This window comes from Caulobacter sp. GW821-FHT09B08 (genome assembly GCF_059418225.1).
This window is the reverse complement of sequence record NZ_JBWKPL010000002.1, coordinates 755,292-782,177: the sequence shown is the minus strand read 5'-3', so window position 1 is coordinate 782,177 and position 26,886 is coordinate 755,292. Positions and strand designations below refer to the sequence as shown.

Sequence of the window (26,886 nt, the reverse complement as noted above, 5' to 3'; positions counted from 1 at the left end):
GATAATGAATAGCGGCATAAACGCGGGGCCAACCCGCTGACGGCGAGGAACGCATGACCCAGAGGCGCTCATCCTGGACGCTCGCGGCCTTCGCCGCGCCCTGCCTGCCCCTGGCGGCCCTGGGCCTGCCGTTGGTGGTCTATCTGCCCGAATACTATGTCAGCGAGCTGGGTCTTTCGCTCTCGGTGGTGGGCGCTGCCTTCCTGCTGGTGCGGGTGGCCGACATCGTGCTGGACCCGATCCTGGGCGGCATGATGGACCGCACGCGAACGCGGATCGGGCGGTTCCGCCCCTGGCTGGCGGCCAGCGCCCCGGTGCTGATGATCGCCTCCTACTTCCTGTTCATGGCCAGGCCGGGGATCGGGCCCCTGTATCTCTGGGGCTGGCTGGTGGTCTGCTACGTCGGCTATTCGATGGGCGTGCTGTCGCACACCGCCTGGGGCGCGGTGCTGTCGCCCGACTACCAGCAGCGTTCCCGCGTCTACGGCTGGTGGAGCGCTGGCAACGTGGTCGGCATGATCCTGGTGCTGGTGCTGCCGCCGATCCTGGCCAAGGTCTATGCCGGCGACCACGCGGCCGGAATCCAGGGCATGGGCTGGTTCATCATCGCCCTGCTGCCCCTGACCTTCCTGCTGGCCATGGGCGTGGTCGGCGAGACCAACGTGCCGCCGGTCAAGCACGCGGCGGGACTTCGCCAGTATCTGGGCCTGATCAAACGGCCATCGGTGCAGATCCTGCTGGTCGCCGATCTCCTGATGGGTCTGGCTCCGGGCATCGGCGGCGCGCTGTTCTTCTTCTTTTTCGAGCGCATCAAGGGTTTCGACAAGGCCCAGGCCGGTATACTGCTGCTGATCTATTTCGTGGCCGCCCTGGGCGGCTCCCCGATCTGGCCGTACCTGGCCAAGAAGATCGGCAAGCACCGCGCCCTGGCGGTGGCCGCGATCGTCTACGCCGTCTTCCAGGTGGCGGCTTGCTTCACCCCACGTGGAACCAGCGCCGTCGGCACCCTTTCGCTGATCCTGGCCGGCCTGCCCTATTCGGCCGCGCCGCTGCTGGTGCGTTCGATGATGGCCGACCTGGGCGACGAGGAGCGGCTGGCCAGCGGCGTCGACCGCACCGGCCTGCTCTACGCGGTCGTCAACGGCACGGTGAAGCTGGGCTACGCCCTGGCCGCCGGGGTGTTCATCGTCCTGGCCGCCCTGGGTTTCGACCCCAAGGTTCCCAGCGCCCAGGGCGACATCGCCCTGATCGGCCTCTACGCCGTGGTCCCGGCCGTGCTGGGCCTGCTGGTGTGCGCGATCATCCTGCGCTATCCGCTGGACGCGAAAGCCCATGCCGAGATCCGCCGTCAGCTCGACGAACGGGACGCGGCCGAGCCCCTCCCCAGCCCGAGCCCGGAACCGCATGTCGCTCCCCTCGTCTCCCCAAAGCCCGCCACTGAATGATCCCAGGGAGAAGGACCAGCATCCGCTCTTCACCCTGATCGACATCATGGCCAAGCTGCGCGATCCCGACGGCGGCTGTCCGTGGGACCAGGAGCAGACCTTCGCCACCGTCGCGCCCTACACGGTGGAGGAAGCCTACGAGGTGGCCGACGCCATCGAGCGGAACGATCTGTCCGACCTGAAGGAAGAGCTGGGCGACCTGCTGCTGCAGGTGGTGTTCCACTCCCGCATGGCCGAGGAACAGGGCGCGTTCGACCTGGCCGGCGTGGCCCGGGCCATCAACGACAAGATGGTGCGCCGTCACCCGCACGTGTTCGGCGACCATGCCTATGACGATCTGGACGCTCAGGTCGCCGGCTGGGAGGCGCTGAAGGCCCAGGAGCGCCAGGCCAAGAAGAAGGGCGGCGTGCTCGACGACGTGCCCGCCGGCCTTCCCGCCATGACCCGCGCCGTCAAGCTGACCAAGCGCGCCGCCCGCGTGGGCTTCGACTGGCCCTCCACTGACGAGGTGCTGGACAAGCTGGCCGAGGAAGTGGCCGAGCTGAAGGTCGAGATCGCCGCCGGCGACAAGGCCAAGGCCCGCGAGGAGCTGGGCGACCTGCTGTTCGTGGTCGCCAACCTGGCCCGCAAGCTGGACGTCGAGCCCGAGGACGCCCTGCGCGCCACCAACGCCAAGTTCGTGCGCCGCTTCTCGTTCATCGAGAGCGAACTGGCCAAGGACGGCCGCACGCCCGACCAGTCCGACCTGGCCGAGATGGACGGCCTGTGGAACGCGGCCAAGGCGGCGGAGAAGGCTGGCCGCTAGAACGCCGGCCAATCCTCCAAGTCGTCGATCTCGCGCCAGGCGCGGACGCAGGCGTTGACCGGGTCCTTGCCCAGGAAGATCGCCGCCTCGGCCCAGCGGCGGCGCAGCAGGCCCACCAGCGGCTTGCCGTTCTGATTGATCCAGCGACGCATCTCGGCCGGGACGGCGGTCTTGTCGCCGGCGTTCAGCTTGCGCAGCAGGGTCGAGGTGCGCAGCGCCCCGTCGCCGAGATTGTAGGTCCAGGAGATCAGGGCGGCGGCCTCGTAGACGAGCAGCGGTGTGCGCACGCGGGTGTGCACGTCCTGGGCCGCGCGCTTCATGTCGCGCAGCAGGAGCTTGACGGCCTGGGCCTCGGTGACGGCCGGGGTGTTGGGCGTCACCGGCTTGCCGGCCGCGTCGCGGATCGTGCCGTAGCCGATGGTCCAGGTGCCGCCGGGCAAGGCGCCGTTGTCATCGTAGGGATGGGAGAAGAAACCCTCCACCCGCTTGACCACCGTCGTGGCGGCCGTCGGCACCGTGACGCCGTCCCAGGGTTCGTTGGCCATGCTCGCGCTCCGAATGAATGCGGGAAGCATTCACCCTCGGCGCGAGCCCGGCAAGTGCAGGAACGCTCAGTCTCCGGTCGGCATGATCCAGACGTCGGGGAACTGACGCTCGAAACGGCCCAGGGCCTGGGCGTCGAGCCGGGCGATCAGGCGTACGCCGCCTTCCGCCTCGTCCTCGCGGCTTTCCACGCGGCCATTGCGGTAAATCCAGGCCAGGGCCTCGCCGTCCGAGGCGGCCAGGCGCACGGCCACAGGCGGTGTGTCGTCGATCAGGCCGCCCACCCGCCGGAGCAGTTCGGGACAGCCCTCGCCGGTCACGGCCGAGACCGCCGACGCGCCCAGGCGGCGGGCCTGGCCTTCGAGGATCTCGCGATCCTCGCCCTCGACCAAGTCGATCTTGTTCCAGACCTCGATCAGGGTCTTGCCCTCGGCCTCCTCGCCGTCGTCGCCCAGGACTTCCAACTCGGCCAGGACCTTCTGGACGTCGCGGGCCTGGGCGTCGGTGTCGGGATTGGCCACGTCGCGCACGTGCAGCACAACGTCGGCCTCCTGCACCTCCTCGAGGGTGGCGCGGAAAGCCTCGACCAGTTCGTGCGGCAGGTCGGAGATGAAGCCGACGGTGTCGGACAGGATCGCCGGCCGGCCGTCGGGCAGCTTCACCGTGCGCAGGGTCGGGTCCAGCGTGGCGAACAGCATGTCCTGCGCGACCACGGTCGCATTGGTCAGGCGGTTGAACAGGGTCGACTTGCCGGCATTGGTGTAGCCCACCAGGGCGACGGTCGGGTACGGGACCTTCTTGCGGGCGCTGCGATGCAGGGTGCGGGTGCGCCGCACCTCCTCCAGCTCGCGCTTCAGCTTGCCGATGGTGCCGGCGATCAGGCGGCGGTCCAGTTCGATCTGGGTTTCGCCGGGACCGCCGGTATTGCCGGTGCCGCCGCGCTGGCGCTCAAGGTGGGTCCAGGTGCGGACCAGCCGCGAGCGCTCGTAGTCCAGCCGCGCCAGTTCGACCTGCAGCTTGCCCTCGCGGGTGCGGGCCCGGCGGGCGAAGATTTCCAGGATCAGGCCCGTGCGGTCGACGACCTTCACGTTCAGGGCCTTTTCCAGATTGCGCTGCTGGACGGGCGTCAGCTGGTCATCGAACACGGCGACGTCGATCTTCTCGACCTCGCAGACGATGCGGAACTCGTCGATCTTGCCGCTGCCGAACAGGGTGGCGGGCGTGACCATGCGCAGGGGCGCGATGGTGGTCTCGACGACGTCGAGGTCCAGGGCGATGGCCAGACCGACGGCCTCTTCGAGGCGCGCATTGGGATCGCGCGCCTCGAGAGCCGATTGTCCGCGCGTCGGGCGCACGGGATGGATCACGAACGCCCGCAGGACCGGGACGGCGTGGTCGATGGATTTAGAGGTGGATTTGGTCAAACGCTAAAGATCAATCGTCTTGATCAGCGCTCGGCTCGTACAGTTGCACGGGCTGAGCCGGCATGATCGTCGAAATGGCGTGCTTGTAGACCAGTTGGGACTGGCCGTCGCGGCGGAGCAGGACGCAGAAATTGTCGAACCAGCTGACGACACCCTGCAGCTTCACGCCGTTCACCAGGAAGATGGTCAGCGGCGTCTTCGACTTGCGCACGCTGTTCAGGAACGTGTCCTGAAGGTTTTGTTTTTTCTCGGTCGACATGGGGATTCCCCTCTTATTGTTTCGGAGGGCCACACGCCCCCCACACAAACAAGTACAGACTAAAGCATTTTTCGCCGGTTGGTATGACCAATCGGCGAAGAAAGTGCGCTAACGACCGGAAACCTAGATTTCAAATCTAGATCGCGGCCGCCTTCGCCCGCTCGATATAGAGACGCCGAAGCTGTTTCGCCACGGGTCCGGGAACGCCTTCGCCGATCTTGGCGCCGTCGATGCTGACGATGGGCAGCACCAGGGTGCCCGCGCCGGTGATGAAGGCCTCCTTGGCGGCCTTGGCCTCCTCGACCGTGAAGGGTTGCTCGGCGACCGGCAGGCCGGCCTCGGCGATCACTTCCAGCAGGGACGAGCGGGTGATGCCGCGCAGGATGTTGGCCTGGGTGTCGCGGGTGCGCAGGCGGCCCTGCGCGTCGACGATCCAGGCGTTGGACGAGGCGCCTTCGGTGACCAGGCCCAGTTCGTCGACGAACCAGGCCTCGATCGCGCCGTGCTCGCGGGCCACCTGCTTGGCCAGGGCGTTGGGCAGCAGGCCCACCGACTTGATGTCGCAGCGGCCCCAGCGGTTCTCCGGCACGGTGACCACCGACTGGCCCTTGGCGGCCTTGGCCTCGGCGACGACGCGGTCGACGCGCTTGGCGGTGATCACCACAGCGGGCGGCACGGCGGGATTGGGGAAGGCGTGATCGCGCGGGGCCACGCCCCGGGTGACCTGGAGGTAGACCATGCCCTCGACGATCTTGTTGCGGCGGATGGCTTCGCGCAGCACCAGGGTCAGGGCCGCCTCGCTCATCGGATGGGCGATCTTCAGTTCATCCAGGCTGCGCCACAGCCTCCCGAAGTGGCCCGCCGCGTCGGCCAGCTTGCCGTCGAACACCGCCCACACCTCGTAGACGCCGTCGGCCAGCTGATAGCCGCGATCCTCGATGTGCACGGCGGCCTCGCCGTGGCGCACGAACCGGCCGTTGACGTAGGCGAAGCGCGACATGTGATCCTCAAATCCAACCGAGTTTGGAAGAGCCCTACTCTTCCTCTTCGACTCGCGCACCCGCGACGCCGAGGGATTTGAGTTTTCGGTGCAGGGCCGAGCGCTCCATGCCGATGAAGTTGGCGGTGCGCGAGATGTTGCCGCCGAAACGCAGAATCTGGGCGTTCAGATATTCGCGCTCGAATAGCTCGCGGGCCTCGCGCAGCGGCAGGGCGATGATCCGCTCGGCGCCGATGGCCCCGGCGTTGCCGCCTGACGGCGCTTCGTTGGCGTTGAGCATCTCGGCGGTGATCAAGTCGCCGGGCTCGCCCGAGGCCAGGATCAGCATCCGCTCGACGTTGTTGCGCAGCTGGCGGACGTTGCCGGGCCAGGCCTGGACCTGAAGGGTGGCCAATGCGTCCTCGCCCAGCCGGCGACGCTGCAGGCCGGTGGCCTCGCAGACGCGGTCGACGAAGTAGCTGATCAGCTCCGGAATGTCCTCGCGGCGCTCCGACAGACCCGGCACGCGCACCGGCACCACGTTCAGGCGGTGGAACAGGTCCTCGCGGAAGCGGCCGGCGGCGATCTCCTCGCGCAGTTCGCGCGAGGTGGAGGAGATCACCCGCACGTCCACCTGCACGTCGTTGTCGCCGCCCACCCGGCGGAAGCGTTGTTCGACCAGCACCCGTAGGATGCGGCTCTGGGTCTCGCGCGGCATGTCGGCCACTTCGTCGAGATAGAGGGTGCCGCCATGGGCCCGCTCGAACACCCCGATCTTGCGCGGGCGACCGCCCTCGCCTTCCTCGCCGAACAGCTCGACGTCCAGGCGCTCGGGGGCCATGCCGGCGCTGCTGACGGCCACGAACTCGCTGCGCGAGCGGCTGCTGGAGCCGTGGATCAGCCGCGCCACCAACTCCTTGCCCGAGCCGGGCGGGCCGGAGACCAGCACGCGGCTGTTGGCCGGGGCGACCTTGGCGATCAGTTGGCGCAGGGCCTGGGCCGCCGCCGACTTGCCCATCAGGCCGTCGGAGCTGAAGCTCTGCACGCGCAGGCGGCGGTTTTCGCGCTTCAGATTGGCCGCTTCCAGCGCCCGCTCGACCACCAGCAGCAGCCGGTCGGACTTGAAGGGCTTTTCCAGGAACTCGTAGGCGCCGCGCTTGATGGCGCTGACCGCGGTCTCGATGTTGCCGTGGCCCGAGATCATGATCACCGGCAGGTCCGGATCCAGCGACTTGACCATGTCGAGCAGTTCCAGCCCGTCCATGCCCCCGCCCTGCATCCAGATGTCCAGCACCAGCAGGGCGGGCTTGCGGGCCCGAATGGCGGCCAGCGCCTGGTCGGAGTCGGCCGCCACGCGCACGCCGTAGCCCTCATCCTCGAGGATGCCGGCCACCAGTTCGCGGATATCGACCTCGTCGTCGACCACAAGCACGTCAGCGCTCATATCATCTCCTCTACGCCGTTCTGGGCGTTGGCGGCGTTCAGCCGCGCGGTCGTGGGGAACTTCAGGATGACCCGGGCGCCGGTCCCTTCCAGCGCGTCGGTGAGGACCAGCTCGCCTTCATGGTCCTCCATGATCCGCTTGACGATCGCCAGCCCAAGGCCGGTGCCCTTCTCGCGGGTAGTCACATAGGGTTCGGTCAGGCGGTCGCGGTCCTTGGCGGGCAGGCCCACGCCGTTGTCCTCGACCACCAGGCACAGGTGCTCGTCGTCGGAGACCAGGCTGGCGACGATCCGGCCGGGCGGCTCGGGCGAGGCCAGGCGGCGCGCGCCCACGGCCTCGCCGGCGTTCTTGAGGATGTTAGTCAGGGCCTGGCCCACCATCCGCGCGTCGCAGCTGACCCAGACCGCGTCTCCCGGCTCTTCCAGCACCACCTCGGTGTCGGCGTCGACGAAGCGCTGGGCGAACACGGCCTGGCGCAGCATTTCGGCGAGATCGGCCGGCGCGAAGCGCGGCGCGGGCATGCGGGCGAAGGCCGAGAACTCGTCGACCATCCGGCCGATGTCGCCCACCTGGCGGATGATCGTATCGGTGCAGCGGTCGAAGGTTTCCAGGTCGCTGGTGATGTCCTTGCGGTACTTTCGGCGGATGCGCTCGGCCGACAGCTGGATCGGGGTCAGCGGGTTCTTGATCTCGTGGGCGATGCGGCGGGCCACGTCCTTCCAGGCGGCGTTGCGCTGGGCGGCCATCAGGCGGGTGATGTCGTCGAAGGTCAGCACCAGGCCTTCGGCCGCGTGGCCGGCCCCGCGGAAGCGCAGGCGTCGGGTCTCGCCGCCGCGCATCAGGTCGATCTCGACCTCGGCGTTGGCGCGGCCCTCACTGATCTCGCGCAGCACCGGCTCCAGCTCGGGCGCGGCCTGGTCCAGCGGCTGGCCGACGGCCTCGTCGGTGAGGGCCAGGAGCTCGCCGGCCCGGCGGTTCAGGGCCGTGATGCGCCCCTCGGCGTCCAGGCCCACCACGCCGGCGCTGACGCCCGACAGCACCGTCTCGATGAACTGCCGCCGTTGCTCGGCGTCCAGACTGGCCACCTTCAGGGCCGCCTGCTGGGCCTGGAGGTCGGTGGTCATCATGTTGAAGGCCACCGACAGGGCGCGGATCTCCTCGGGGCCGATCTCGACGTCGACCCGGGCGTCCAGGTCGCCGGCCGAGACCCGGCCCGCTGCCTGCACCAGGCCCGAGACCGGGGCGGCGATCGAATTGGCGGCGGCGATCCCCACCCAGACGGCCGCCACCAGCACCAGCAGCGCCGTCTCGATGTAGCTGAGACCGAAGATCACCTGGATCCGGGCGCGATTGTGGGCCGCGTCGCGGTACGAGACCAGCGAGGCTTCGGTCTCCTTCAGGTGGGCCATGATGCCCTCGTCCACTCCGCGCACGATGTAGAGATAGGCGTCCGGGAAGCCCTTCAGGCGATAGAGGGCGCGGAACAGGTCCTCCGACGCGAACTGCTCGGCCGAGACGTCGCCGGTGTCGGTGGCGCGGAAGGTCGAGGGCGGCGGGGCCAGGAACGGCGGCGCCTTTTCGGTCTCGGCCCTGGCCAGGATGCGGCCGTCACGGTCCAGCACGTAGGCGGCGGTGAAGCCGTTGTTCAGGGTCTGGTCGGTCAGGTAGTGGCCGAAGGCGACCGGCGACTGAGCCAAGGCCGGGGCGGCCTCGTTGAGGTCGTTGGCCATCGGGCTGATGTGTTCGCCGATGTAGTTCTTCTGCTGCTCGACATACGAGCGGGCCACCTTGGCCGAGTTCTCGACCACCGTGGTGACCCGGGCGCTGAACCAGCTCTCGACGCCCCGGTTGACCAGCACGCCGAAGAACAGGGCCACGATCACGGCCGGGGCCACGGCGGCCACCGAGAACAGGCCGACGAATCGCAGGTGCAGGCGGGCGCCCGCGTCGCTGGCCCGGGCGTCGACCAGCTCCAACAGTCCCCAACCGACCACGCCGGCGACGAACAGGATCAGGGCCAGGTTGAAGCTCAGCACCACGAGGATGCCCGTGGTGGCCGGTCCGATGGGCCCGCTGGTGGGCGGCGACGAGGCCAGGGCGACGGCGGTGGCGGTCAGGGCGACGGCCAGGCCGTACGCGCCGCCGAGCGTGTAGCGCGACGTCAGCAGATCCCGCCACCAGGCCCGGCTGAACCGGGTCGGCGGTCCTGCAAGCTCCAACACGGACGGAACGGACGCCATTGAGCAAGTCTAAGGGGAGGTGTGCCCCAAACTCAACAGGTATGTGCCAATTAAGCGTCAGCGTCGAAAATGCATCAGGTGCAACCGCACCTGATCAGCGCCGCCCGCGCGTCATCTCCACGCCCAGGTCCTGGATCTTCTTGCGCAGGGTGTTGCGGTTCAAGCCCAGGATTTCGGCGGCCCGCACTTGGTTGCCGCGTGTCGCCGACAGGGTCAGCTGGATCAGCGGCCGTTCCACCTCCTGCAGCACCCGGTCGTAGAGACCCGCCGCCGGCACGCCGTCGGGCTGGTCGGCGAAGTGCGACGACAGGTGGCGCTCCACCAGGCTGGCCAGGGTGACGGGACCCTCGTCGGCGTGGGTGGTGGGCGTGTGGTCCTGCAGTTCGCGGTCGACGATGCGCGCGGTGATCAGCTCCTCGGCATAGAGGGCGCACATCCGGCGGATCAGGTTCTCCAGCTCGCGCACGTTGCCGGGCCAGGCGTGGGTCTTCATCCGGTCGAGAGCGCTGGAATCGATGGTCTTGGCGGGAAGACCTTCGCGGTTGGCGCGCAGCAGGAAGGTGCGGGCCAGGTCCGGGATGTCCTCGGCCCGGTCACGCAGCGGCGGCAGGCGCACCGGCGCGACGTTGAGGCGGAAGAACAGATCCTCGCGGAACAGCCCCTGCTGGATCAGGCCGCGCAGGTCGCGGTTGGTGGCGGCGATGATCCGCACATTGGGCCGGCGGCCGGTCTTGGGGTTCAGCACCGGCTCGGTGCCGTCGATCACGCGCAGCAGGCGGGTCTGGGCGTCCAGCGGCATGTCGCCGATCTCGTCCAGGAACAGGGTGCCGCCGTCGGCCTCGATCAGCCGGCCCTGGTCGCCCTCCCCGCGGCCGAACAGCTCGGTCTCGACCCGTTCGCGCGGCACGGCGGCCAGGTTGATGACCACGAACTTGCCGTCACGGCGACGGCCCAGCTCGTGCAGGGCGCGGGCCACCAGCTCCTTGCCGGTGCCGCTCTCGCCCAGGATCAGCACCGTCAGGTCGGCGCCGACCAGGCGGGCGATGGTGCGGTAGACCTCCTGCATCGGCGCCGAGCGGCCGATCAACGGCAGACGCTCGTCGCGCATGGCCCGGGCCTGGGCCTTGGACGCCTCGGCGTCGGCCGGACGCGACAGGGCCCGGCGCGCGGCGGCGGTGACGTCGTCCAGGTCGAAGGGCTTGGAGATATATTCGAACGCGCCCGCGTCGGCGGCGTTGACCGCCGTCAGCAGGGTGTTCTGGGCGCTCATCACGATGATCGGCAGCTTGGGCCGTTCCTTGCGGATGCGCGGCAGCACGTCGAACACGTTCTCGTCGGGCATCATCACGTCGGTGACCACCAGGTCGCCCTCGCCGTCCATCACCCACTTCAGCAGCGTCGTGGCGTTGCCCGTCGCCCGCACCTGATAGCCCAGCCGGGTGAAGGCCTGGCTCAGCACCAGGCGCACCGAGCTGTCGTCGTCGGCGATCAGGATCTTCTTGCTGGCGGCGTTCATGCGTGGGCGTCTCCAGTGGAGGGGGCAAGCTTTCCGGTGGCCATCGGCAGCAGCACGCGGAACACCGTGCGGCCGGGCTCGGATTCGAAGTCGATCAGTCCGCCGTGGCTGGTCACCAGCTTGGTGACCAGGGCCAGGCCCAGGCCCGTGCCGTTGGCCTTGGTGGTGACGAACGGTTGGAACAGGTGGTCGCGCAGGCTGGCGGGCACGCCGGGGCCGTTGTCTTGGACGCGGATCTCGATGGGCGCGCTGGCCGAGGCCTTGCCGTCGGCTCCGCGCACCCGCACGCCGGGGCGCCAGGCGGTGTGAATCGACAGTATGCCCTGGCCGTCGCCGCGCATGTGAGCGGCCTCGGCGGCGTTCTTGACCAGGTTCAGGAACACCTGGATCAGGTGGTCCTCGTCGCCCCAGACGTCGGGCAGCGACGGGTCGTAGTGCTCCTGCAGGGCTAGGCCGTCGGCGACGCCGTTGACCACCAGGGCGCGGACCCGGTCCAGGACCTGGTGGATGTTGACCGCGCCGCGCGGCGCCGGGACGTCGTCGGAAAAGGCCTCCATGCGGTCGACCAGTCGGCGGATGCGGTCGGTCTCGTCCATGATCAGCTGGGCCAGCGGCTGGTCGGCGGCGGTGGCGCCGGTCTTCAGCAACTGAGCCGCGCCGCGGATGCCGGCCAGCGGGTTCTTGATCTCGTGGGCCAGCATCTTGCCCAGGCCCACCACCGAGCGCAGGCCGGCCGCGTCGTTGGCCTTCTCGACGCCCAGCACGCCCTTGACGTGCAGGGTCATCAGCACCGAACCATCGCCCAGCGGCGCGGCGGCCCCGTCGGCCTCGAACGGCGGCTGGCCGAACAGATTGACCTCGACCCCGTGCTCGCGGACCAGCGCGCCCTCGAACAGGGCGCGGTCCATCATCGAGACCAGCACCGAACCGGGCGGCAGGGCGGCGCGGAACCGGCCCCGGGCCAGCAGCGACAGGCCCTGACCGAACAGGGCCTCGGCGGCCTCGTTGACGGCCACCAGGGCGCCTTCCCGGTCGACCACCAGGGCCGGTTCCGGGCTGAGGTCGAAGGCGGCGATCTTCAGGCTCTCGGCGATCTTGGCCGAGGCGATGCGGGCGTGATCGGTCATGCGGCCAGCCTCCAGTCGCTCAGCCACAGGGCGGCCAGGCCGTCCTCGATGGCGGCGGGGTCTTCCAGCCGGCACAGGCCGGCCCGGGCGGCGCGGCGCGCGGCCTCGTCGGCGGGCCAGGGCGCGGCTTCGATGTACGAGGCCAGATGCTTGCGGAACATCTTCAGCCCCAGGTCCTGGCCGTAGAAGTCCAGGCTGCGGCGGAAATGGGTGACGACGATGGCCAGGCGCTCCTCGGCGTCCGGCTCGCGGAAGCCCTCGCCGTCCAGCGCGGCCTCGATGGCCTGGGCGATCCAAGGACGGCCATAGACGCCGCGCCCTATCATCACGCCGTCGGCGCCGGACTGCTCCAACGCCTGGCGGGCGGTGTCGCCGTCGACGATGTCGCCGTTGACCAGCACGGGCACGCCGACCGCCGCCTTGACGGCCGCGACAGCCTCCCAGTCGGCCTCGCCCTTGTAGAACTGGCAGCGGGTGCGGCCGTGGACGGTGATCGCCTGGGCGCCGGCCTCGACGGCGCGGCGGGCGATGTCGGCGGCGTTGCGGCTGTCGTCGTCCCAGCCCAGGCGCATCTTGACGGTGACGGGCACGTCGACGGCCTGGACGGCGGCGGCCACCAGGGCCTCGGCCAGATCCGGCTCGCGCATCAGGGCCGAGCCCGAGGCGACGCCACCGGTGACCATCTTGGAGGGGCAGCCGAAATTCAGGTCGATGATCTGGGCCCCGGCGTCGGCGGCCATCCGCGCGCCCTGCCCCATGAAGCCCGGATCGCGGCCGACCAGTTGCACCACCATCAGCGGCAGGCCCTCGCCCACCGCCGCGCGGCGCACCACGTCGGGGCGGCCCTTCGCGAATTCCGCGCAGGCCACCATTTCCGTCGCCACATAGGCCGCGCCCAGGCGCGTGGCGGTTTCTCTGAAGGGCAGATCCGAAACGCCTGTCATCGGCGCGATCCACACACGCCCAGGCACCTCGACCTTGCCGACTGCGAGACTGTTGCTCATTTTATATGCATCCCCACCGCACTCTTTTTAGGCACATTGTGCGACGCAGTAAAGCCCGCATCTCTGGACAAGTTCGGGCATGCGGCTAAACAGCCACAATGACCTTCTCCGCCGTCATCGTCGCCGCTGGTTCCGGTACCAGAGCCGGGCCCGGCCAGGCTAAGCAATGGCGCGTGGTGGCGGGCAAACCGACGCTGCGCTGGTCGGTCGAAGCCCTGCTGGCCGCCGGGGCGCAAAAGCTGGTGATCGTGGCCGATCCCCAGGCCCGCGAGGTTTTGAACGAGGCCCTGAAGGGGCTGACGGGCTGGACCACCACGGCTGGCGGCGCGACTCGGGCGCTCTCGGTCCGCGCCGGACTGGCGCTGCTGGAGGATCGTCCGGACGATGAGCCGGTGCTGGTCCACGACGCCGCCCGCCCCTTCCTCGGCGCCGCAACAATCGCTCGCGTGCTGGAAGGGCTGGTCCAGGCCGATGGCGCGATTCCGGCCATGCCCGTGGCCGATACGCTGAAAAGCGCGGCGGCCGACTCGGGGCTCGTCACAAAACCGCGTGACAATCTCTGGCGGGCCCAGACCCCTCAGGCCTTCCGTCGGAACCGTCTTTCCACGGCCTATGCGGCCTGGCCCGGACCGGACGAGCCCACCGACGACGCCCAGGTGGTGGAACGCGACGGCGGCCGCGTCGTCGTGGTTGCGGGCGACCCGATGCTGATGAAACTGACCTATCCGGAGGACTTCGCCATGGCCGAGCAGTTGGCGGGCCGCGCGCGGATCACCCGCATGGGCCAGGGCTTCGACGCCCACCGCTGGGGTCCCGGCGAGTCGGTCTGGCTGTGCGGCGTCGAGATCGCCCACAACGAGACCCTGATCGGCCACTCCGACGCCGACGCGGGGCTGCACGCCCTGACCGACGCCATCCTGGGCGCCATCGGCGAAGGCGACATCGGCGACCACTTCCCGCCCACCGATCCGCAATGGAAGGGCGCGGCCTCGGACAAGTTCCTGATCCATGCCGTCAATCTGGTCCGGCAGCGTGGCGGAAGCTTGGTCAATGTGGACGTGACGCTGATCTGCGAGCGCCCCAAGATCAAGCCGCACCGGGCGGCCATGCGCGAGCGCCTGGCCCAGATCCTGGACCTTCCGCTCGACCGGGTCAGCGTCAAGGCCACCACCACCGAGGGCATGGGTTTCACCGGCCGTGGCGAAGGCCTGGCGGCCCAGGCCATCGCCGTGGTCGAGACGCCGGCCTGACTTTCAGACAAGATCGTCCGACGCAGGAGGCGCCGATGTTTCCCCTCGAAATCGAAACCCTGGCCCGCCTGCTGATCGACGAGGCGCGGGAGAAGTCCCTGCGGCTGGTCACGGCCGAGAGCTGCACCGGGGGGCTGGTGGCGGGCGCGATCTGCGCCATCTCCGGCGCGTCCGACGTCTTCGAGCGCGGCTTCGTCACCTACACCAACCGCGCCAAGTCCGAGATGCTGGGCGTGCCCGGCGACCTGATCGCCGACCACGGGGCGGTGTCGGAGGTGGTGGCGCGGATGATGGCCGAGGGGGCGCTGGAGGCTAGCAACGGCCACGTTGCCGTGTCGATCACCGGCGTCGCCGGTCCCGGAGGCGGCTCGCCGTTGAAGCCCGTGGGCACGGTCCATTTCGCCGTCGCCCGGGCTAACCGCTCGGTCGTCCACCGCCACGAGCGGTTCGACGGCCAGACCCGCGAGGCGGTGCAGTTGGCCGCCGTGCGCACGGCGCTGGAGATTCTGCGCGAGGCGGTGGCCTAGATGCCCGAGACCGCCCCCAGCGACTGGCGGCGGTTCGTCGGGGTGGGGCTGTCGCGCGCCGCCCTGGCCAAGGCGGCCGCCCGCCAGAGCGAGTGGCGTCATGCCGTGCGGGTGTCGTCGGCAGTCGTCGCCGCCTACGCCCTGGCCACCCTGCTGCGCCTGCCCCAGGGCTATTGGGCGGTGTTCACCGCCGTGATCATCGTCCAGGGCAACCTCGGGGCGACGATCACCGCCTCTATCGAGCGCTTGATGGGCACGGCGGTCGGCGCCGTCGTCGGGGCCGGCGCGGCCATGATCCATGCCCGTTTCCCGGAGGCGGGCGGACCGATTCTGGCGGTCACCGCCGCACTCCTGGCCTTCCTGGCCGCCGTGCGACCGGCCTTCAAGGTGGCTCCGATCACCGCCGTGATCATGCTGATCGGCACGACCACTCACATGGATCCGCTGGTCGCGGCCTTCCTGCGTGTGGCGGAGATCACGGTGGGCAGCGTTGTCGGCATCGCCGCCACCCTGCTGATCTTCCCAGCCCGGGCCCATGCCTCGGTGGTGGAGAACGCCGAGAAGGTGGCGGGCCTGCTGGCCGAACTCCTGGAGCACTACGCCCTGAAGCTGAAGGGCGGCGAGACCGATCTGGAGGCCCGCGCCCATTACGACGACACCCTCAAGGCCCTGTCCAAGCTGCAGACGGCCATGACCGAGGCCGACCGCGAGAGCGCCAGTCGGCTGAGCGACCACTCGGTGACCGAGGCCCTGCCCCGCACCCTGTGGAGGCTGCGCAACGACTGCGTGATGATCGGCCGAGCCCTGCGCGAGGCCTTCCCCTCGCCGGGCCTGGCCCTGCCGTCCGCGGCCATGCTGAACGCCAGCGCCGGTTTCCTGCGGGCCAGCGCGGACCAGCTGTCGGGCGGAACGCGCCCCGACCGCGTGGCCTTCGCTCAGGCGCACCAGGCCTTCCAGTCGGCCGTCGAGACCCTGCGCGAGGGCGGCGGCACGCGTGCCCTCGGCTTCGACGACGCCGCCCGGGTTTTCGGCCTGGTGTTCGCGATCGAGAACCTGTTCGGCAACCTCGGCGACTTCGAGGAGCGCGTCGAGGAGACGGCGAGCAAGCGGGGCTGAGGCCCTACCCGCCCTCTTAGCCGGCCATGTACGGCTTGTAGCTCTTCTCTTCGACGATCTCCGAGCCCGCCAGCATGTTGATCTTGCGCTTCACAGCGGCGCGCTTGTCGTTGTCCATGTAGACGCGGCGCGCCAAGGCCACGAAGTCGGGACCGAAGTCCTGGCGGCGCTCGCAGTCGCGCTTGCCGTCCTCGATGTCCCACAGGGCCGCATTGATCTCGGTCAGCTCGCTGGTCAGCGCCTCCAGCTCGGGCGACGGCGTCAGCTCGCGGCCGGCGGTGGCCTCCAGCAGGGCCAGCTCGGCCTGGACGTTGGCCTCCTTGGCGGGGTCGTTGATGCGCTGGGCCTTCACTCGCAGGATGGTGATCTTGTCGATCAACTCGCCGGCGGAAATGGGCGCGAGGATGGGCATGCTACGAAACTCCGGCGATCAGGCGCTGCAGGGCCGCGTCCACCACGTCCAGTGGAAGGGCGGCCATGTCCTGCCCGTAGTCCTCCGCGACCAGCAGTTCAAGACGCTGGGCGGCGGGGCGGAATTTCACGGCCTTGCGATGGTCCTTCTGGAGCGACAGCAAAGGCGCGCCGCCGGCCGCCAGCATGTGGCCGGGACCGGCGTCGTTGGCCACGGCGGCGGTCAGGCGGCCGGCCAGGGCGATGGCCAGCAGAGGCCCCTTCACGTTCGGATGGCCGTCGGTGCGGTCCTTTTCCGGGAACAGCGCCGTGGGCACGGCCTCGCGCGCCGCCTGGGCGTCGGCGGCCTCGTCGGGACCGAAGAAGAACACCGCCTTGCGGCCCGAGGCCTCGATCCGGCGGGCCAGCTCCAGATAGTTCTCCAGCGGCCAGCGCTTGTCCTGGCCGCCGGCGCCGGGCGCCAGGCCCACATAGACGGGGCCACCGTAGTGCGCCGTGGGCAGCAGCGCCTTGGCGGCGGAGATGGCGTCGGGGTTGGTCAGGGCCAGGGCGCGCGGCGCGGCGGCGCCGTCGGTGGCCAGGGCCAGCAGCCGGGCCAGGCGGTCGACCACGGCGGCGGGCCAGCCGTCCTTGCGCGCCTGATGAGCGGCCGAGACGAACCGGCCCTTGGCCGCGCGGCGAGCCACGACCGTGCGACGCAGGTTCTCCTGGGTGTCGATCACCAGGTCGAAGGTCCGCCCGCCGAACGGCTTGACCCATGGCAACGCGTCTAGCGCGCTCACACCGGTCGGGCCGTCTGTCAGGATTTCGTCGACATAGCCGGCGACCACGGCCTTCAGCGGTCCGGCATAGACGGTGTCGCCCTTGGCGGCGCACCAGGTTATCCGGGCCTCGGGAAAGGCCGCGCGCAGGCCCGCGATGAAGGGCAGCTTGATCAGGCCGTCGCCGATCACCTCGCCCATGGAATAGATCAGGATCGTCTGGACCATGGCCCGCCATAGGCCGCCGCCCCGGCCGAGGTCAACGCGGAACCCAAATGTGAGTAATCACTTGCATCATGCCGACGCCGTGCTAGCTTCCCCGTCATGAACGCCAAGCCCAAGATCGAACGCGCCGCGTTGGAGGTCTTCGTCGACCGGGGCGTCGACGCGGCCACCACCAAGCTGATCGCCGCCAAGGCCGGGGTGTCGGAAGGCGCCATCTACCGCCACTGGAAGAGCAAGGACGAGTTGGCCCTGGGCCTGTTCATGGCCACGCACCGCCGGCTGTCGGACCTGATCACCGTCAACGCCGGCATGGCCCAGGGGATCGAGGCCAAGGCCGCCGCTGTGGTCCGCGCCTACTGCACCGTGGCCGACGAGGACTGGCTGCTGTTCGCCTTCCACCTGCTGCAGCTGCACCACTTCCTGCCCTACTATCAGGAAGACGGCCAGGACCCGGTGACCATGGTCGAGGACCTGGTCAAGCGCGCCATGATGGACACGGAGCTGCCGCCGGGCGATCCGCGCGTGATCGCCGCCATGGCCATCGGCGTGATCACCCAGACCGCCCAGAACAAGGCCTATGGCCGCCTGGGCGAGGACGCCCTTTCGGCTCATGCTCCCCTGATGACGGCCGCCGTCCAGGCAGTCCTGCAAGCCCGCTAACCGACCCGCCACCTTAAGGACACCGACATGCGCAGCGCGCTGTTCAACGTCTACTACTGGGTTCTGTCGATCTTCTACGGCCTGTCGGCCGCCTTCGGGGCCCTGCTGCCGGGACGCGGCGCGGTGACCCTCGCCCTGCGCACCTATAGCCGCCGCATGCTGTGGGCCCTGCGGGTGTTAGCCGGGGTGAAGGTGGAGGTGAAGGGCCAGGAGAACCTGCCCAAGGGCGCCTTCATCATCGCCGCCAAGCACCATAGCTGGGGCGACGGCTTCGTGATGTTCGCCCATGTCGACAACCTGTCGTTCGTGACCGGCGACCACCTGGAGAAGTTCCCGCTGGTCGGCCAGATCCTGCGGAAGTTCGGGGCCATCGTGGTCGACAGCTGCGGCGGTCCCGAAGCCCGCGCGGCCCTGTCCAAGAGCGCCGCCCAGGTGGCCGCCGAGGGGCGTCGCATCCTGATCTATCCGGAGGGCCACCTGGCCGCGCCGGGCGAGCGGTTCCGCTACCGCACGGGCGTCTACCACATGAGCCAGGACTTCGGCCTGCCGGTGGTGCCGGTGGCCACGAACCTGGGCTGTTTCTGGAGGCAGACCGAGAAGGCCAAGACCCCGGGTGTGGCGACCATCGAGTTCCTGCCGCCCCTGCCCCAGGGCCGGGCCAAGGCCGAGTTCATGGCGGCGATGGAGGACGCCATCGAGACCCGCACCAACCAGCTGATAGCCCAGGCCACCGGCCAGCCGGTCAAGCCGTCGGTGCTGGTGGAGTGGAACGGGCGGAAGAACGTGGCGGCGAGCGCCGCCGAAGCGGTCGCCTGATCATGCTGACGCTGGTCCTCGTCGAGGCCGTCCTGGCGCTCGTGATCTATTTCGCGGCGCGATGGCTGGGTCAGCGCCCTCGTCCGATCCTGGTTCCGCTCGTGCTGGCCTCAACCCTGCCGCCGCTGTTCGACGGAGTCGTGGGGGAGATGTTTCGGATAGAGCCCGGTGCGCGGCCCATTCACCCTGCCTGGGCGCTCGACGCGCTCTGGTATGCATTTCACGCCAGCATCGCCATCGGCCTGACGATCATCGTCTTGGCGAAGGGCTACAGGATTCCGGCCGCGATGTTCGCCCTGCCTCAGGTTCCGCTGACCTGGCTTCTCGGGTTTCTGGGAGTCATGCAGATCACCGGAAACTGGATCTGACGCAAAGCTCGAGCAGAGAGGCCGCCATGATCCCCAACCTCGTCACTCTGCTGCGGATCCTGCTGTTGCCGCTGCTGGCGGCGGCGATCCTGTCGGGGCTCGGCGGCTGGTGGGCGACCGCCCTCTTCCTGGGAGCCGGCGCGACCGACGTGCTGGATGGGCAGCTGGCGCGGCGTCTGGGGCAGACCTCGGCCCTAGGGGCGATGCTGGACCTGCTGGCCGACCGGCTGCTGACCCTGACGAGCCTGGCCTGCCTGATCGCGGTCGGGGCCTTTCCCGACGCCTGGATCGCCGCGCCCCTGGTGCTGATCGCCCGCAACTTCGCCGTCGCCGGCCTGCAGCAGGCCTTGCCCGGCCGCGACTTCGACCTGACGGCCGTCGAGTATCCGAAGATCGCGTTGAACTTCCTGGGGGTGTCGCTGCTGCTCGCGCCGCTCGATACGGCGAAGGCCGGGCTGTGGGCGCTGGCCGCTAGCGCCTGTCTGTCGGCGGTCAGCATCGTCGTCTATGGACGCCGCGCTCTACCTGCTTTTCGCGCCTAGACCTCGACCGGGCACTCGGCCGGCACGGCCACGAAGGTCCCGTCCTCCCGGCGCTGGGCGAAATGCTTCTGGGCGCAGGTCGCCGAACACAGCAGGCCGGTATCCGACCAATAGAGCGGCGCTTCGTCTTCGTGACGGAAGGCCGGCGCGCCCCACGGCAAGCCGCACTCGACGCAGGAGGGTGTCTTGGCCAGCATCAGTCCAGCGCCTCGGCCGCCGGCTGGATCGTCACGCTCTCGCCGCAGCCGCAGGCGTCGGTCTCGTTCGGGTTGTTGAACACGAACTTGGACGACAGCTTGGTGGTCTCGTAGTCGATGGTGGTGCCGATCAGGAACAGCACGGCCTTGGGATCGATCAGGATGGTCACGCCCTGGTCCTCGACCACCTCGTCGATCGGCCCCTTCTCGGCGGCGTATTCGAAGATGTATTCCGAGCCCGCGCAGCCGCCGTTCTTCACGCCTACCCGCAAGCCGGCATAGGGCTTACCCGGCTCTTCGACAGCCTTCCGGTCCATGATCTCCTTCACCCGCGCGGCGGCGGCCGGCGTCAGGGTGACGACCTTGGGGCGCGGGCGGCGCGGACGGGGGGTGACGGCGACTTCCATGGGGTTTGAACCAGCCTAGAACATGTTCAGTTGCAGCTTGGCCTCGTCGCTCATCCGCGAGGGATCCCACGCCGGCTCGAACACCAGTTCGACGTGGCACGACTTGATGTCCTTGATCTCCATGACCGCGTCCTTGACCCAGCCCGGCATCTCGCCGGCCACCGGGCAGCCGGGAGCGGTCAAGGTCATGTCGATGGCCACGTCCTTCTCGTCGCTGACGTCGACCTTGTAGATCAGGCCCAGCTCGTAGATGTCGACCGGGATTTCCGGGTCGAACACCGTCTTCAGCTTCTCGATCAGCTGGTCGGTCAGACGATCCAGCTCGGCTTGAGGGATCGCGGAGACGGCGGCGGGTTCGGTCATGGTCGGCTCAACTGAAGAAACTGCGGGCCTTGGCCAGCGCGCTGACGAACGCGTCGGCCTCGGCCTCGGTGTTATATAGGGCGAAGGAAGCGCGCGCGCTCGACGTGACGCCAAATCGCTTCATCAGCGGCTCGGCGCAGTGGGTGCCGGCGCGGACGGCCACGCCGTAGCGGTCCAGCACCTGGGCCACGTCATGGGCGTGGGCGCCCTCGACCACGAAGCTCAGCACCGCGCCCTTGCCAGGCGCCGTGCCGATGATCCGCACGCCGTTGACGCCGTCCAGCTGGTCGACGACCCGCTGGTAGAGCGCGTGCTCGTGCGTCAGGGCCGCGTCGCGGTCGATGCCGTTCAGCCACTCGACCGCCGCGCCCAGGCCGACGGCCTCCAGGATCGCGGGCGTGCCGGCCTCGAAGCGGTGCGGCGGGTCGGCATAGGTGATCTTGTCCAGCGACACCGAGCCGATCATCTCGCCGCCGCCTTGGTACGGCGGCAGGGCCGCCAGGCGCTCGGCCTTGCCATAGAGCACGCCGATGCCGGTGGGGCCGTAGAGCTTGTGGCCGCTGAAGACGTAGAAATCGGCGTCCAGGGCTTTGACGTCGACCTTGGTGTGGACGATGCCCTGGCAGCCGTCGACCAGGGTCAGGGCGCCGGCCGCGTGGGCCAGGTCGACGATCCGCCGCACGTCGTTCACCGTGCCCAGCACGTTCGACATGTGGGTGACAGCCACCATCTTGGTGCGCTCGGACAACAGGCCCTCGTAGGCCTCCAGGTCCAGCCGGCCATCGTCGGTGACCGGGATGAACTTCAGCACCACGCCGTAGCGCTCGCGCAGGAAGTGCCAGGGCACGATGTTGGCGTGATGCTCCATCTCGGAGATCACGATCTCGTCGCCGGCCTTCAGCGACCGGCCGAAGGTGTCGGCGACCAGATTGACCGCCTCGGTGGCGCTCTTGGTCCAGACGATCTCGTTCGGCTGGGCGTTGATGAACTTGGCGACCGTTTCGCGGGCGGTCTCGTAGGCTTGCGTCGTTTCGTTGGCCAGGGTGTGCAGGCCGCGATGGACGTTGGCGTAGCTGGTGCGGGCGAGGCCCGTCATGGCGTCCAACACCGCTTCGGGCTTCTGGGCGCTGGCGGCGCTGTCCAGATAGATCAGCGGCTTGCCGTGCACCTGGCGGGCCAGGATCGGGAACTGGGCGCGGATGAGTTCGGCGTCGAAGGCCATCAGTCCGCCCTCCCCAGCTTGGCCGAGGCCCAGGCGCGGGCGACGTCGCGGGCGCCTTCGTGCTCGATGCGCTCGATCACCTCGCCGATGAAGGCCGCCGTCAACATGGCCTTGGCCTCGTCGGTCGGGATGCCGCGCTGCTCGGCGTAGAACAGGGCGTCCTCGTCCAGGGCCCCGATGGTGTTGCCGTGGGCGCAGGAGACGTCGTCGGCGAAGATCAGCAGCTCGGGCTTGGCGTCGATCTCGGCCTTGTCCGACAGGATCAGGGCATGGTGGCCCATCCGCGCATCGGTCTGGTCGGCGCCCTGCGTCACCACGATGCGGCCCTGGAAGACGCCGCGCGCCTGATCGGTGGCCATGCCCTTGGTCAGCTGGCTGGTGACGCCGTCGACGCCGGCATGGGTGACGACGGTGGTCTGGTCGGCGTGGCGCTGGTCCGACAGCAGATAGGCGCCGTCCAACCGCACGCTGGCGTGGGCGCCGGGATGGTTGACCCGCGTCTCGATCCGCTGGCGACGGGCGCCGGTGGTCAGCACGGTCTGGGCGTAGGTCGCGCCGGGAGACAGGTCGATCTCGGCGGTGACGACGTTGACCGCTTCAGCCTCGTCCTCGACCAGCACGATGCGCTCGACGCGCGCGCCCTCGCCCACGGCGATGTCCAGGGTCACGTCCGACAGATAGCCGCCCGCCTTGGCCTCGTGGCTTTCCAGCAGGACCAGGTTGGTGTCGGGCTCGACGACGATGGCGTAGCTGGCCGCGTGGCCGGTCTTGTCGCCGGTCGAGACGAAGCGCAGGGCGATGGTCTCGCCCGCGCCGCTGGCGGCGGCGTGGCTCTGGCGGCCGTTGACGAACAGGATCGTGTCGTCGGCCAGGGCCGCGAAAGGCCCATCCCCGACGTCGCCGTCGAAGGCGGGGGAGGCCGGCGGGACCTGGCGGATCAGGCCGCGCAGGTCGGTCCAGCGCCAGTCCTCGTCGCGGCGCGACGGAAGCTGGGCCAGGTCCCCGGTCTTGAGGGTGGAAGCCAGGCTCATCAGGCGGCGGCTCCGACGTACTTGTCGTAGCCCTCGGCTTCCAGCTGCAGGGCCAGTTCCGGACCGCCCGAGGCGACGATGCGGCCGGCGGCCAGCACGTGGACGCGGTCGGGTTTGATGTAGTCCAGCAGGCGCTGGTAGTGGGTGATGACCAGCATGCCGCGATCAGGCGCGCGCAAGGCGTTGACGCCTTCGGAGACGATCTTCAGGGCGTCGATGTCCAGGCCGCTGTCGGTCTCGTCCAGGATCAGGAACTTGGGCGACAGCATCGCCATCTGGAAGATTTCCATCCGCTTCTTCTCGCCGCCCGAGAAGCCGACGTTCAGGCCGCGCTTGAGCATCTCGAAGTCGATCTTCAGAGACGCGGCCTTCTCCTTGGCCAGCTTCAGGAAAGCCGGCGCGGCGATCTCGTCCTCGCCGCGCGCGCGGCGCTGGGCGTTGAGGGCGGTGCGGATGAAGGTCAGGGCCGGAACGCCCGGGATTTCCAGCGGATACTGGAACGACAGGAACACGCCCTTGGCGGCGCGCTCGGCCGGCTCCAGGTCCAGCAGATCCTCGCCGTTCAGACTGGCCGAGCCGTCGGTCACCTCGTAGCCGCCCCGGCCGGTCAGCACGTAGGACAGCGTCGACTTGCCGGCGCCGTTGGGACCCATGATGGCATGCACTTCGCCGGCCGGCACCTCGAGGGTGACGCCCTTCAGGATCGGCTTGTCTTCGACGCGGGCGTGGAGGTTTTGGATGGAGAGCATACCGGTCATTTCATGTGGCGGCGGACATAGCCCGCCATAGCTTCGACTTGGATGGCGATCGTTTCGGCGTGGCCGGGATTGTCTCGGGCGACCCTGTAGATCAACTCGCTAATGCCTTTCAGACCGTAAGCCACGGCCGGATAGTCGCGTTGTGCCGTGCGCTCCTGGATGCGGTCAGCCAGGGCCCAAGCCAACCCAGCGGGTTCGTCGTCGGGCGACATCCGATCAAGCTCGGCATCGGTGATCATCCCACCGAGCCTTCCAGCGAGATCGCCACCAGCTTCTGGGCCTCGACGGCGAATTCCATGGGCAGTTGCTGCAGCACGTCCTTGACGAAGCCGTTGACCAGCAGGGCCACGGCCTCTTCCTGGGAAAGGCCGCGCTGCTGGCAATAGAACAGTTGGTCGTCCGACAGGCGGGTCGTCGTGGCCTCGTGCTCGAACACCGACTGGCCGTTGCGGGCCTCGATATAGGGCACGGTGTGGGCCGCGCAGGTCTTGCCGATCAGCAGGCTGTCGCACTGGGTGAAGTTGCGCGCGCCCTTGGCTTTCGGGTGGGCCGAGACCAGGCCGCGATAGGTGCTGGTCGACTTGCCCGCGCTGATGCCCTTGGCGACGATCCGCGACTTCGTATTGGCGCCCAGGTGGATCATCTTGGTGCCGGTGTCGGCCTGCTGATGGCCGTTGGTCACGGCGATCGAGTAGAACTCGCCCGACGAGCCTTCTCCGCGCAGCACGCAGGACGGATACTTCCAGGTGATGGCCGAGCCGGTCTCGACCTGGGTCCACGACACCTTGGAGCGGTCGCCACGGCAGTCGGCGCGCTTGGTGACGAAGTTGTAGATGCCGCCCTTGCCGGTCTCGGGATCGCCCGGGTACCAGTTCTGGACGGTGGAATATTTGATCTCGGCGTCGTCCAGTAGCACCAGCTCGACCACGGCCGCGTGCAACTGGTTCTCGTCGCGCATCGGGGCCGTGCAGCCCTCGAGGTAGGAGCAATAGGCGCCCTTGTCGGCGATGATCAGGGTGCGCTCGAACTGGCCGCTGTCCTTGGCGTTGATGCGGAAATAGGTCGACAGCTCCATCGGGCAGCGCACGCCCGGCGGGATGTAGACGAACGAGCCGTCGCTGAAGACCGCGCTGTTGAGGCAGGCGAAATAGTTGTCGGACGTCGGGACGACCGAGCCCAGGTACTGCTTGACCAGCTCCGGATGCTCGCGGATCGCCTCGCTCATCGAGCAGAAGATCACCCCGACCGCCGCCAGCTCTTTCTTGAAGGTGGTGACCACGCTGACGCTGTCGAACACCGCGTCCACGGCGTAGCGCGGCGCGCCCTCGACGCCGGCCAGCACGGCCTGCTCCTTCAGCGGGATGCCCAGCTTCTCGTAGACGGCCAGCAGCTCGGGATCGACCTCGTCCAGGCTCTTGGGCCCGTCCTTCTTCTTGGGCGCGGCGTAATAATAGGCGTCCTGGTAGTCGATCTTGGGGAAGTCGACCTTGGCCCAGTTGGGCTCTTCCAGCTCGAGCCAGCGGCGATAGGCCTCCAGGCGCCAGTCCAGCATCCACTGGGGCTCGTCCTTCTTGGCCGAGATGAAGCGCACGATGTCCTCGGAGAGGCCTTTGGGGGCGAACTCCTGGTCGATCTCGGACGTGAAGCCGTGCTCGTACTTCTCGAGCGCCGCGACGGTTTCGATGGTCTGCTTGACCGCGGCCATTAAGCCACCTCCCGGCGACGAGCGCCGATACGCGAATAGGCGGCGAGCCAGGCGTCGCCGCAGGAAATCCAGTCTTGCTCCGTGCTCGCCCAGCCGCCGCTGACGCGCAGGGCGAAGGGGGCCAGGTCCGTCCGGCCCATGGCTTCCACCACGCGGCTGGCCTTGACCTTGCCCGACGAGCAGGCGCTGCCGGCGCTGACCATCACGCCCGCGAGGTCCAGGTTCATCACCTGGATCTGCGAGGCGAAGCCTTCCGCCGCCAGACAGAGGGTTTGAGGCAGGCGCCGAGCGCCCTCTCCGAGCACGACCGCGCCAGCGGCCTTGACCCGCTGGGCCAAGGCGTCGCGCCATGTGCCCTGATTGGCCATCGAGGGCAAGTCGCGCAGGGCGGCCATCGCCGCCGCGCCGAACCCGGCGATCCCGGCGACGTTCTCGGTGCCGGCCCGGCGGCCGCGCTCCTGGCCGCCGCCGTGCTGCTGGCGCACGATGGTGGCGCGCGTGCCGGCCACCAGGGCGCCCACGCCCTGCGGCCCGCCCAACTTGTGGGCCGACAGCGCCAGGGTGTCGGCGCCCAGGGCGGTGAAATCGATGGCGATCTTGCCGGCCGCCTGGACGGCGTCGACGTGCAGCCAGCCGTCGGCCTCGCGGACCAGAGCCGAGGCCTCGGCGATGGGCTGGATCACGCCGGTCTCGTTGTTGGCCAGCATCAGGCAGACCAAGGCCCTGCCCTCGGCGCTCAGCGCCTCTTCCAGCCAGTCCAGGCGCGCGACGCCGTCGGCGTCCAGCGGCATCTTCAGCACCTGCAGGCCCGAAGCGGCGGCGGTCTCGAGAACGGCGTCGTGCTCGCCCTCGCTGACGATGATGCGATTGAAGCCGGCGAAGGCGGCGCTGCCGATGGCCAGGGCGTTGGCCTCGGTGCCGCCGCTGACGAAGGTGACCGAACCCGGCACGACCCCGACCAGTTCGCCGACCTGCTTGCGGGCGCTCTCGACGAGGTCGCGGGCGGCCCGGCCGGCGGCGTGCACCGACGAGGGATTGCCGGCCAGGTCGAAGGCGCGCAGCACCGCATCCCGCGCCTCGGGGCGGATCGGGGCGGTGGCGTTGTAGTCGAGATAGATCGAGGGCTTGGTCACGCCGCGGCCATCTCCCCTAGCTTGGCCTGGGCGGCGCGTTCCTTCAGCGTGCCGTTCAGCACGTCGGCCACCGACACGCTGGCCAGGTAGCCGTGGATCTGGCGGCCCATCTCTTCCCACAGGTCGTGGGTCAGGCACTGGGCGCCGCCGGCCATGCAGCCCTTGGGCGCGCCCTTGCCGACGCCGCCGCTCTTGGACAGGCCGCAGCGCGTGGCGCGCAGGGGCTCGTCGACGGCCATGACGATGTCGGCGATGGCCGTGTCGCAGGCCTCGCGGGCCAGGCGATAGCCGCCGCCGGGGCCCCGGGCGCTGACCACCAGCCCCTTGCGGCGCAGGCGGGCGAAGAGTTGTTCGAGATACGAAAGCGAGATCTGCTGGCGCGCGGCGATCTCGGCCAGGGCGACGGCGCGTCCCTCCGCCTCGTCCTGCCGGCGGGCCAGGTCGGTCATGGCCATGACCGCGTAGCGTCCCTTGGTGCTCAGGCGCATGCGCCTTATCTCCTTGCGGATTCCCCGCGCATCGGCTTAGGCGTGTGCTACAAGCCGCCACTTCGCGACCGAGGCCCTTCTCGAAAGACCAAGGCGCGCGGTGCGGATTTAGGAAGACCA

The 26,886-nt window shown here is 69.1% G+C and carries 30 protein-coding genes; 9 read left to right on the top strand and 21 right to left on the bottom strand.

The annotated features are described in order from the left end of the window. Nucleotides 1-53: 53 nt before the first annotated feature. Nucleotides 54-1,445 (top strand): MFS transporter, encoded by a 1,392-nt coding sequence (locus AC07OA_RS09940; RefSeq protein WP_494663631.1) that lies wholly within the window; start codon nt 54-56, stop codon nt 1,443-1,445. Beyond that, nucleotides 1,405-2,250 (top strand): nucleoside triphosphate pyrophosphohydrolase, encoded by an 846-nt coding sequence (mazG, locus tag AC07OA_RS09935; protein WP_494663630.1) that lies wholly within the window; start codon nt 1,405-1,407, stop codon nt 2,248-2,250. Before AC07OA_RS09940 ends, mazG begins: the two co-directional genes overlap by 41 nt. Here the strand turns inward: mazG and AC07OA_RS09930 are convergent. The 9 genes from AC07OA_RS09930 to dusB all read right to left on the bottom strand — a co-directional run bounded on the left by AC07OA_RS09930 (nt 2,247) and on the right by dusB (nt 12,786). Then, nucleotides 2,247-2,795, bottom strand: coding sequence for a lysozyme (locus tag AC07OA_RS09930; RefSeq protein WP_494663629.1), 549 nt, complete (start codon nt 2,793-2,795; stop codon nt 2,247-2,249). The two genes, mazG and AC07OA_RS09930, sit on opposite strands and share 4 nt — an antisense overlap. Nucleotides 2,796-2,861: 66 nt before the next feature. Then, a complete protein-coding gene (gene hflX, locus AC07OA_RS09925; RefSeq protein ID WP_494663628.1) occupies nt 2,862-4,217 on the bottom strand; it encodes a GTPase HflX in 1,356 nt (451 codons plus the stop codon). 10 nt (nt 4,218-4,227) lie between these two features. After that, complete coding sequence (hfq, locus tag AC07OA_RS09920; protein WP_012286640.1) at nt 4,228-4,476, bottom strand: RNA chaperone Hfq; 249 nt, start codon at nt 4,474-4,476, stop codon at nt 4,228-4,230. A 136-nt stretch (nt 4,477-4,612) separates the two neighbouring features. Next, a complete protein-coding gene (locus AC07OA_RS09915) occupies nt 4,613-5,476 on the bottom strand; it encodes a D-amino-acid transaminase (protein WP_494663627.1) in 864 nt (287 codons plus the stop codon). 34 nt (nt 5,477-5,510) lie between these two features. Then, entirely contained in the window at nt 5,511-6,899 is a 1,389-nt protein-coding gene (gene ntrX, locus AC07OA_RS09910; protein WP_494663626.1) for a nitrogen assimilation response regulator NtrX, read from the bottom strand. Next, entirely contained in the window at nt 6,896-9,139 is a 2,244-nt protein-coding gene (locus AC07OA_RS09905; RefSeq protein ID WP_494663625.1) for a sensor histidine kinase NtrY-like, read from the bottom strand. Before AC07OA_RS09905 ends, ntrX begins: the two co-directional genes overlap by 4 nt. 94 nt (nt 9,140-9,233) lie before the next feature. Next, complete coding sequence (locus tag AC07OA_RS09900) at nt 9,234-10,655, bottom strand: sigma 54-interacting transcriptional regulator (RefSeq protein ID WP_494663624.1); 1,422 nt, start codon at nt 10,653-10,655, stop codon at nt 9,234-9,236. Further along, nucleotides 10,652-11,782 (bottom strand): two-component system sensor histidine kinase NtrB, encoded by a 1,131-nt coding sequence (locus tag AC07OA_RS09895; protein WP_494663623.1) that lies wholly within the window; start codon nt 11,780-11,782, stop codon nt 10,652-10,654. The genes AC07OA_RS09900 and AC07OA_RS09895 overlap by 4 nt, the downstream gene beginning before the upstream one ends. Continuing rightward, nucleotides 11,779-12,786: a tRNA dihydrouridine synthase DusB gene (gene dusB, locus AC07OA_RS09890; RefSeq protein WP_494663622.1), complete on the bottom strand. Its 1,008-nt coding sequence runs from the start codon at nt 12,784-12,786 to the stop codon at nt 11,779-11,781. The genes AC07OA_RS09895 and dusB overlap by 4 nt, the downstream gene beginning before the upstream one ends. A 98-nt stretch (nt 12,787-12,884) precedes the next feature. Here dusB and AC07OA_RS09885 point away from each other — a divergent pair, with 98 nt between their 5' ends. From AC07OA_RS09885 to AC07OA_RS09875, 3 genes are read left to right on the top strand one after another with little or no spacing between them, the layout of a single operon-like run. Further along, complete coding sequence (locus AC07OA_RS09885; RefSeq protein WP_494663621.1) at nt 12,885-14,036, top strand: bifunctional 2-C-methyl-D-erythritol 4-phosphate cytidylyltransferase/2-C-methyl-D-erythritol 2,4-cyclodiphosphate synthase; 1,152 nt, start codon at nt 12,885-12,887, stop codon at nt 14,034-14,036. 35 nt (nt 14,037-14,071) lie between these two features. Further along, complete coding sequence (locus AC07OA_RS09880) at nt 14,072-14,563, top strand: CinA family protein (protein ID WP_494663620.1); 492 nt, start codon at nt 14,072-14,074, stop codon at nt 14,561-14,563. Then, the gene (locus AC07OA_RS09875) at nt 14,564-15,679 is read left to right on the top strand and encodes an FUSC family protein (RefSeq protein ID WP_494663619.1); all 1,116 of its coding nucleotides are present in this window, start codon (nt 14,564-14,566) and stop codon (nt 15,677-15,679) included. Nucleotides 15,680-15,695: 16 nt separating this feature from the next. Here AC07OA_RS09875 and AC07OA_RS09870 read toward each other — a convergent pair whose 3' ends face one another. Together AC07OA_RS09870 and AC07OA_RS09865 are read right to left on the bottom strand one after the other, a co-directional pair. Then, a complete protein-coding gene (locus AC07OA_RS09870; protein WP_494663618.1) occupies nt 15,696-16,091 on the bottom strand; it encodes a DUF6165 family protein in 396 nt (131 codons plus the stop codon). A gap of 1 nt (nt 16,092) precedes the next feature. Beyond that, nucleotides 16,093-17,079, bottom strand: a complete 987-nt coding sequence (locus tag AC07OA_RS09865; RefSeq protein ID WP_494663617.1) for a glycosyltransferase family 9 protein — start codon at nt 17,077-17,079, stop codon at nt 16,093-16,095. 96 nt (nt 17,080-17,175) lie between these two features. On the opposite strand from AC07OA_RS09865, the gene AC07OA_RS09860 reads away from it, so the two are divergent. From AC07OA_RS09860 to AC07OA_RS09845, 4 genes are read left to right on the top strand one after another with little or no spacing between them, the layout of a single operon-like run. After that, entirely contained in the window at nt 17,176-17,736 is a 561-nt protein-coding gene (locus AC07OA_RS09860; protein ID WP_494663616.1) for a TetR/AcrR family transcriptional regulator, read from the top strand. Between the two features lie 27 nt (nt 17,737-17,763). After that, on the top strand, nt 17,764-18,552 hold the full coding sequence (locus AC07OA_RS09855; protein ID WP_494663615.1) for a lysophospholipid acyltransferase family protein: 789 nt from the start codon (nt 17,764-17,766) through the stop codon (nt 18,550-18,552). Between the two features lie 2 nt (nt 18,553-18,554). Beyond that, nucleotides 18,555-18,920 carry a hypothetical protein gene (locus tag AC07OA_RS09850; protein WP_494663614.1) on the top strand — a complete coding sequence of 122 codons (366 nt, stop codon included), beginning with the start codon at nt 18,555-18,557 and terminating at the stop codon, nt 18,918-18,920. A gap of 26 nt (nt 18,921-18,946) precedes the next feature. Continuing rightward, nucleotides 18,947-19,462: a CDP-alcohol phosphatidyltransferase family protein gene (locus AC07OA_RS09845; protein ID WP_494663613.1), complete on the top strand. Its 516-nt coding sequence runs from the start codon at nt 18,947-18,949 to the stop codon at nt 19,460-19,462. Here AC07OA_RS09845 and AC07OA_RS09840 read toward each other — a convergent pair. The 10 genes from AC07OA_RS09840 to AC07OA_RS09795 are packed head-to-tail and all read right to left on the bottom strand — an operon-like array spanning nt 19,459 to nt 26,766. Then, nucleotides 19,459-19,659 (bottom strand): hypothetical protein, encoded by a 201-nt coding sequence (locus AC07OA_RS09840; protein WP_494663612.1) that lies wholly within the window; start codon nt 19,657-19,659, stop codon nt 19,459-19,461. The two genes, AC07OA_RS09845 and AC07OA_RS09840, sit on opposite strands and share 4 nt — an antisense overlap. Beyond that, nucleotides 19,659-20,066, bottom strand: a complete 408-nt coding sequence (locus AC07OA_RS09835; RefSeq protein ID WP_494663611.1) for a HesB/IscA family protein — start codon at nt 20,064-20,066, stop codon at nt 19,659-19,661. The genes AC07OA_RS09840 and AC07OA_RS09835 overlap by 1 nt, the downstream gene beginning before the upstream one ends. Before the next feature lie 15 nt (nt 20,067-20,081). After that, the gene (locus AC07OA_RS09830) at nt 20,082-20,429 is read right to left on the bottom strand and encodes an SUF system Fe-S cluster assembly protein (protein WP_494663610.1); all 348 of its coding nucleotides are present in this window, start codon (nt 20,427-20,429) and stop codon (nt 20,082-20,084) included. A gap of 7 nt (nt 20,430-20,436) precedes the next feature. Then, nucleotides 20,437-21,651 carry an aminotransferase class V-fold PLP-dependent enzyme gene (locus tag AC07OA_RS09825; protein WP_494663609.1) on the bottom strand — a complete coding sequence of 405 codons (1,215 nt, stop codon included), beginning with the start codon at nt 21,649-21,651 and terminating at the stop codon, nt 20,437-20,439. Continuing rightward, a complete protein-coding gene (sufD, locus tag AC07OA_RS09820; RefSeq protein WP_494663608.1) occupies nt 21,651-22,682 on the bottom strand; it encodes a Fe-S cluster assembly protein SufD in 1,032 nt (343 codons plus the stop codon). Before sufD ends, AC07OA_RS09825 begins: the two co-directional genes overlap by 1 nt. Continuing rightward, nucleotides 22,682-23,431 (bottom strand): Fe-S cluster assembly ATPase SufC, encoded by a 750-nt coding sequence (gene sufC, locus AC07OA_RS09815; RefSeq protein ID WP_494663607.1) that lies wholly within the window; start codon nt 23,429-23,431, stop codon nt 22,682-22,684. The genes sufD and sufC overlap by 1 nt, the downstream gene beginning before the upstream one ends. A 5-nt stretch (nt 23,432-23,436) precedes the next feature. Next, nucleotides 23,437-23,679, bottom strand: coding sequence for a hypothetical protein (locus tag AC07OA_RS09810; RefSeq protein WP_494663606.1), 243 nt, complete (start codon nt 23,677-23,679; stop codon nt 23,437-23,439). After that, on the bottom strand, nt 23,676-25,145 hold the full coding sequence (gene sufB, locus AC07OA_RS09805) for a Fe-S cluster assembly protein SufB (protein ID WP_494663605.1): 1,470 nt from the start codon (nt 25,143-25,145) through the stop codon (nt 23,676-23,678). The genes AC07OA_RS09810 and sufB overlap by 4 nt, the downstream gene beginning before the upstream one ends. Beyond that, the gene (locus AC07OA_RS09800) at nt 25,145-26,278 is read right to left on the bottom strand and encodes a cysteine desulfurase family protein (RefSeq protein WP_494663604.1); all 1,134 of its coding nucleotides are present in this window, start codon (nt 26,276-26,278) and stop codon (nt 25,145-25,147) included. The genes sufB and AC07OA_RS09800 overlap by 1 nt, the downstream gene beginning before the upstream one ends. Next, nucleotides 26,275-26,766 carry an Rrf2 family transcriptional regulator gene (locus tag AC07OA_RS09795; RefSeq protein WP_494663603.1) on the bottom strand — a complete coding sequence of 164 codons (492 nt, stop codon included), beginning with the start codon at nt 26,764-26,766 and terminating at the stop codon, nt 26,275-26,277. The genes AC07OA_RS09800 and AC07OA_RS09795 overlap by 4 nt, the downstream gene beginning before the upstream one ends. Between the last annotated feature and the right edge of the window lie 120 nt (nt 26,767-26,886).